Below are 5512 nucleotides of genomic sequence, written 5' to 3'. Positions count from 1 at the left end.
CATCAAGGATGCCCAGGCATTAAAACAAGCAACCTCGACGGGGAAAAGCTGGTGGGAGCGATTAGCCAGCAGTTTGGGCGCGGAGGCCAAAGCCGTCGTACAAAAGATCGTCAGTGGACTCGAGCAATTGGCGAAGACGATCATGCATACGAACCCGCTGAAACTTCTGATCGCACCGGTTCCCACACTACTCGTGGAAGTCGCCAAAGAATTTCAGGTGCAAATCCAAACAGCCACCATTGAAAAGCAGCTCGGCTCACTGAAACAGGATAAAACAGTGGCGCAATTACTGGATCAACGAGCAAAAGGAACGCCAGCAGAGCAGAAATGGGCGAACGAGCGGCTTGGGCAGATCAAAGCGTCCTATACAGAACTGGGACGCAGCCAAGCGGCCTATCACATGTACGCAAAATTTGGCAATCAGGCGTATATGGATGAAGCCACGAAAGAGATGGAGGCTGAACGCATAAAGCTAGGCCAGTTAGGCATAGCCTCCAGCTTTTATGATGAGAATGTGGATGTGAGTTCGTTCTATGCAGGTTCGGCGTTACTAGCCTGTAAGTATAATCCCGCAAAGAATGACCATTCGGAGATGCCGCAGGATAATGAACTGCGTAGTCTGATTCTGACCTCCTTGAGCAAAGGAAATGAGGGGGAGTGGGCGATTAGGCGACTGGAGCAGTTGGAGGGCTCTGATTTAAAAATGGCGTATGATGCCTTTTGGGAACAAGGAGAAGCGGAGTACTTCAAAGGCATGTGGTGGCATGATGAGACGAAGGTCGATCTAGCTATACAAGCTTTGGAAGAAGAAGTGAAGGCAAAGGGTAGTTTATCGCTGCCTGAAGTCACAGATCCGAATAAGATGGCAGCCATTCAAAGGATCATGGGAGCATTGACGAAGAAACAATGGGATCCGAGTACCAATGACACGATGCAAACCATTATGACCAAATATGGTGTAGCGAATAAGCAACCATGGGAGTTAACGGAGGAGAAATTAACTGCTATACTTGATAGATATAGAAAGGGCATCATTGGGCAGTCATCGGGTGATTTTCTTGAGTCGACGGGAATTGCTGAAGAGATCTATGCCCTTCCCTTAAATCTCTTAGGTGTGAAAGGGCTAAATACCAACTCAAGTTTGCTCATGTCACAGGCGGAAAAAGAAGTTGCATTGGCGAATGCCAGATATAAAGAGAGCCAGAATATGGCTTTGAAAGATGGACCGGCATTGAATGCGGAGCGACCGTTTGGAGAGGTTCCTGTTAAGGGGATGGGTGAAGGTAGAACTAAACTGACCGAACCTTCTTTACCAAATGGAGGTAAACCAAAAGGGAATTACACTAAAGGTGATTCACATGGGGTTAAGAAAGAGAGTGAAACAGCAGATATCTTTGCTGATCAGGGATATGACATTGAATTGTTAGATGAAGTAAATGGCGGAAATGGACATGGTATAAAGGAAACATCAAATCCAGATTTTCTAATTGAAGGCGAAGTATTTGACTGCTACGCACCTACGATAGATACAAATGTAGACAATATATTAAGAAATATTAGCAAAAAGACAAAAACACAGGCAGAGAGAATTGTGCTTAATTTAGATGGTTTCACTTCAGAAAAAATAACTGAGATCACTGAAGGGATTCTAAGGAAGGCTAATCCAAACGGAGATTTAAAGAACTTACAAGAATTGATAATTGTGGTTGATGGTAAAATCACACGGATATTTGGGGGATAGATATGCATGGATTTCGAATTATTTTTATTATCTAATTTGAGCTGCAAATCATTGGCAGAAGTGATTGATAAAATAATAATCAACATATTGAACGAAAAGGTATCGATTCACAGTGATGAAGAAGAAATAGTTATCGGAACTGAATACTTTTCATTGGCACTTGAACTTGAGGATATTTCTGACATAGATTTTGTTAGAAACCATTATGAATTAGATGTTAATATTTGCATCAGGGGTCAGCTATTCGGTAATACTTTTTATCAAGGACTAGAATATTTGTTTAAAGTTATGGGGAAGTTTATGAAACAATGTGGTGGGAATCTGTTATTTTTAGAAAATGGTTCAGATCAGCTACTTAGAAAAGAAAACGGTCAGTTAATTGTCAATAGTGATTTGGATCAATACCAGATAAAGTACTTAACCCCAAACCTACTTAGTTTACTTGATCATTCTTATAACGAAGAAAAATTGAAAAGATAGGATATTTCATCTATTTTTATGTGGGGGCCACGCATTATCGAATGAACCCATTATTCAACCAGTAACATACTTATTCCATGTAATACCAATACAAAGATTTCTTCATTTCACTTGTACGCACAGTAGTGCTTGAATAGTATAACCTAATTTTCGCTTTAGCGTTACATTTAACAGGTCGATTATGGTCAGATACAACCATGATTGATCTGTTTTTTGTTATCTTTGCTTTCTCACGGTTTTATCAAATTTACTTGCAACTGTAAAATGTCCTACATCAATTGAATTGATAGAAAGAAACGAATCGCAACTTTCAAGATCGATAGTACGACAACTATAGTAAGGGCGGTAATAAAGGAAGATTACTTAGTCCGCAACATAACTGACCCTTGCAACGATGATTACTGTGTCAAGAACAATCTGGTAACGTGCCGGTCAACATATACAGGTAAGGATACGTTTTAGGCTAGCCGCCTTGCCCTTTAATAATAGACTGAAATTCGTTGGAAAATTTCTGGATGGGGGCTGAACATGCAAGGAATTAAAGTTTCGATTGACCGTATTGTGGTTGACTTTACTAACGTATATTGGGACTTCTTTAATCCATTAAGACAGTGGCTGTGTGAATATTACAATGCCATTATTATCTTAGGGATAAAGGGTTTAAATATCATGTTCAAGTCAGTGAAGGGAAAAACTAGGTTCATCTCTCCTATCTAATCCGAAAATTAAAGTTGATTTTAAGAATGGTTATGATAAGCATATAATTGAAGTAGAAGGTTTTAAAGCAAAACCGACTATAGGTATAAAAGGTGGTCATAATCTTGATAACTTTGAAAATTACATCTTAGTCAACTTTGGTGACCAGGTAAAAGACATTAGTCAAGCTGTAACGAAAACACCGCATCTAGGTATTTATGAAGTTAAATACAAGCTCCCTGTTTATGACGGAATGAGCACGGCTAACGGTGAAAAAGGGAATTTTACTGGTCAGTGGAAAGAGTATGAAAATCCTAAAACTATTTATGATCCTAAAGTTTTTTCTGATGAACAGATATTGAAATTGGGAAGAGAAGCGATGGAGGAAGGAGTTGGTAATAACAGGATAATTCCTGGTGGGGAAAGGTCTCCAAGTGATATGGTCGAGGGTTATGTTAATATAAATGGGAAAAAACTTAAGTTTATGGGCTTTAAAGATAAGATTACAGGTGAGATCACCAACTTTTTCCCAGTACTTGATTAATATTTATAGGGGGATTTATATGGAAGATGAGATTTTTATAATTGAAGATTTTTCGGAAAAAGTAGAACTTATGAGATTTTATTATAAAGCTATAGGTTAAGGTGAATATATACATTTTATCCTTAATTTTTAAAATGGTGATGGTTTTGGAATCGACCCAGTAAGTTGCACTTTTTCCCATGAATATCAGCCTGGGGAAGAAGGATTTTTTGGCGAAAGTGGCGTTTGCTTTAGTTTGCAACCTCCAATGGCTGAAATTGTAGAAAATGCAATTGTAGACTATGAGACATTTTTTAAATATTTAATTGAAGCAAGTGAGGGTTATTTAACTCGAAATCCGAATGATAAATATCAAGTGGAAGCTTGCTTGGAAATAATCAAACATAAATTTATGATATTCTAATGCCAGTAAAAAACCTATGTTTCTTGAGATTGTTGGTTATCTTTTATAATTGAGTTAATATTTTTCAGGTTGGGGGCTACCCAGTGCTGAATGAACCTTTCATTCAACAAGTAACATACTTAACCTATGTAATACCCGTGTAAAGATTTCATCATTTCGCTTGTACGCACAATAATGCTTGACAATTATAATCTAAGCAACGCTGAAGCATTACATAAAACAGGTCGATTATGGTCAGATACCACCATGATTAGCCTGTTTTTTACTGATAAAATGTAATATTTTGGTGATTGTTGTCGTTCTATAGATTATAATATAAAGGTTGATATTCCATTTTTGGTAATATTTAAACCTGGATACAGACAGGCCGAGAAGGTCGACGATATGACCTACCAAGTATCCGATGCGGCGATTACACAGTTTGTTGATACGGTTAGGGGGAAGGGTTACGTAGACGTGCGGGATTACAACCAATTCCTACGTTCGCTGGATACTTCTAATGCTGTATTCGATGTTACCTTGGAGCGCTACAAAAAGGTTATTGAACCTACCTATACGAATCCCAATAACTTTGGGACGTTCCAACAGACATTTACAGTTCGATATGACGGATACTTTACCAAAGAAATACTCAGTACGCTGTATCCAAGTGCGCAGCTTGCAGATGATGATGCATCGCGGAGATATACCATGCATGTTGGAGATCTATTTAACGTTCGTATTCAATCACGTGGCATTACCCTTGCAGGCAGGCTTCGCTCTTTCCTATTCAGAGGACAAGCGGTTCCGATTGCCATTAAAAAGGGGGGAATGGTACGAAGTGAAGCCCCTTAGTCTTGTCTTATTATTTCTAATTATCGCCATCCCCCTCGTATTTGTGCATGATGCCAGACAGGATTCGTACGATCGAAGCATCAGCCTGCACAAACAATATGAGGATGATTTTCAGGCTGCCGTGGACGATGCGGGTGCATATTTAGCTAGAATGGAATCACAACAAACGACGACCGCCGTTCGGTATCATGAACAAAAGCAGCTTAATTTGGATATGGACATGCTTCATGTCTTTTATCAAAATCTAGCCCTTAAGTTCGGTATTGAGAATAATCCGGTAGCGATACAAAACTTGAAAATCCACATGCCTGCCATGGTATTGCTTCGCTATAACGGTTATGTGTTAGTGACATTAGAAGATGCAGCCAATAGTAGTGGACAGCGAGAGATTACTCCTGTCTTTTGGCCAATTCGCCCGTATACCTACACGCTGCAGAATGGGAATGTGCTGTATTTTACACTGGATGACAAGGCGACAGTCTACGATAAGGCATCCAATGTATTCGTACAAGATGAATATGCCGCGCTGGCAGGTAAAACCAATTTAGCGCCACTAAGCACGCTTGCCATCTTTCAGGAGGTTCGGCAGAACACAATTACGGCTAATGTGGAAAAAGACTTAGGCGGAGCCATTAATCGGCATATGGAGCTTGTCAAACGGCTCGGGCTCAACCTTCAATTCTCCATCCCGCGCGGGTTGGATGAGCAATCCATCAAAGATATCGGATTTATGGCCTTTGTTCAGGGCTACCCCTTGCCTAACGGGGAAAGGTTCGATGGATACGCCTTCGGCGGGGGAGCCGTCGTGCAAAGA

Annotated in this window: 5 protein-coding genes and 1 pseudogene; all 6 read left to right on the top strand. The window is 40.0% G+C overall.

Annotated elements, in window-relative coordinates:
• A partial coding sequence (locus IEY34_RS37155; RefSeq protein WP_505817134.1) for a CdiA C-terminal domain-containing protein occupies positions 1 to 1741 on the top strand: 1741 nt, incomplete at its 5' end.
• Between the two features lie 6 nt (positions 1742 to 1747).
• Positions 1748 to 2221: a hypothetical protein gene (locus IEY34_RS35745; RefSeq protein WP_189020974.1), complete on the top strand. Its 474-nt coding sequence runs from the start codon at positions 1748 to 1750 to the stop codon at positions 2219 to 2221.
• 724 nt (positions 2222 to 2945) lie between these two features.
• Positions 2946 to 3461, top strand: coding sequence for a CdiA family toxin C-terminal domain-containing protein (locus tag IEY34_RS35740; RefSeq protein WP_189020977.1), 516 nt, complete (start codon positions 2946 to 2948; stop codon positions 3459 to 3461).
• Positions 3462 to 3606: 145 nt separating this feature from the next.
• A pseudogene (cdiI, locus tag IEY34_RS38005) lies at positions 3607 to 3864 on the top strand (ribonuclease toxin immunity protein CdiI); the annotation flags it as partial.
• 384 nt (positions 3865 to 4248) lie between these two features.
• Entirely contained in the window at positions 4249 to 4698 is a 450-nt protein-coding gene (locus IEY34_RS35730; RefSeq protein ID WP_189020972.1) for a hypothetical protein, read from the top strand.
• Positions 4685 to 5512 (top strand): hypothetical protein (locus IEY34_RS35725; RefSeq protein WP_189020970.1); only part of this gene is annotated, 828 nt, incomplete at its 3' end. The genes IEY34_RS35730 and IEY34_RS35725, both read left to right, overlap by 14 nt.

Origin of the sequence: Paenibacillus marchantiophytorum, from assembly GCF_014640555.1 — a bacterium.
Taxonomy (GTDB): Bacteria; Bacillota; Bacilli; order Paenibacillales; family NBRC-103111; genus Paenibacillus_E; species Paenibacillus_E marchantiophytorum.
Note: the sequence above shows the minus strand (reverse complement) of the source record. Positions and strands in the feature narration are given on the sequence as shown.

Coding starts and splice junctions, on each gene's coding strand:
- IEY34_RS35730 (WP_189020972.1), top strand. CDS start 4,249: ATGACCTACCAAGTATCCGATGCGGCGATTACACAGTTTGTTGATACG.
- IEY34_RS35745 (WP_189020974.1), top strand. CDS start 1,748: ATGGATTTCGAATTATTTTTATTATCTAATTTGAGCTGCAAATCATTG.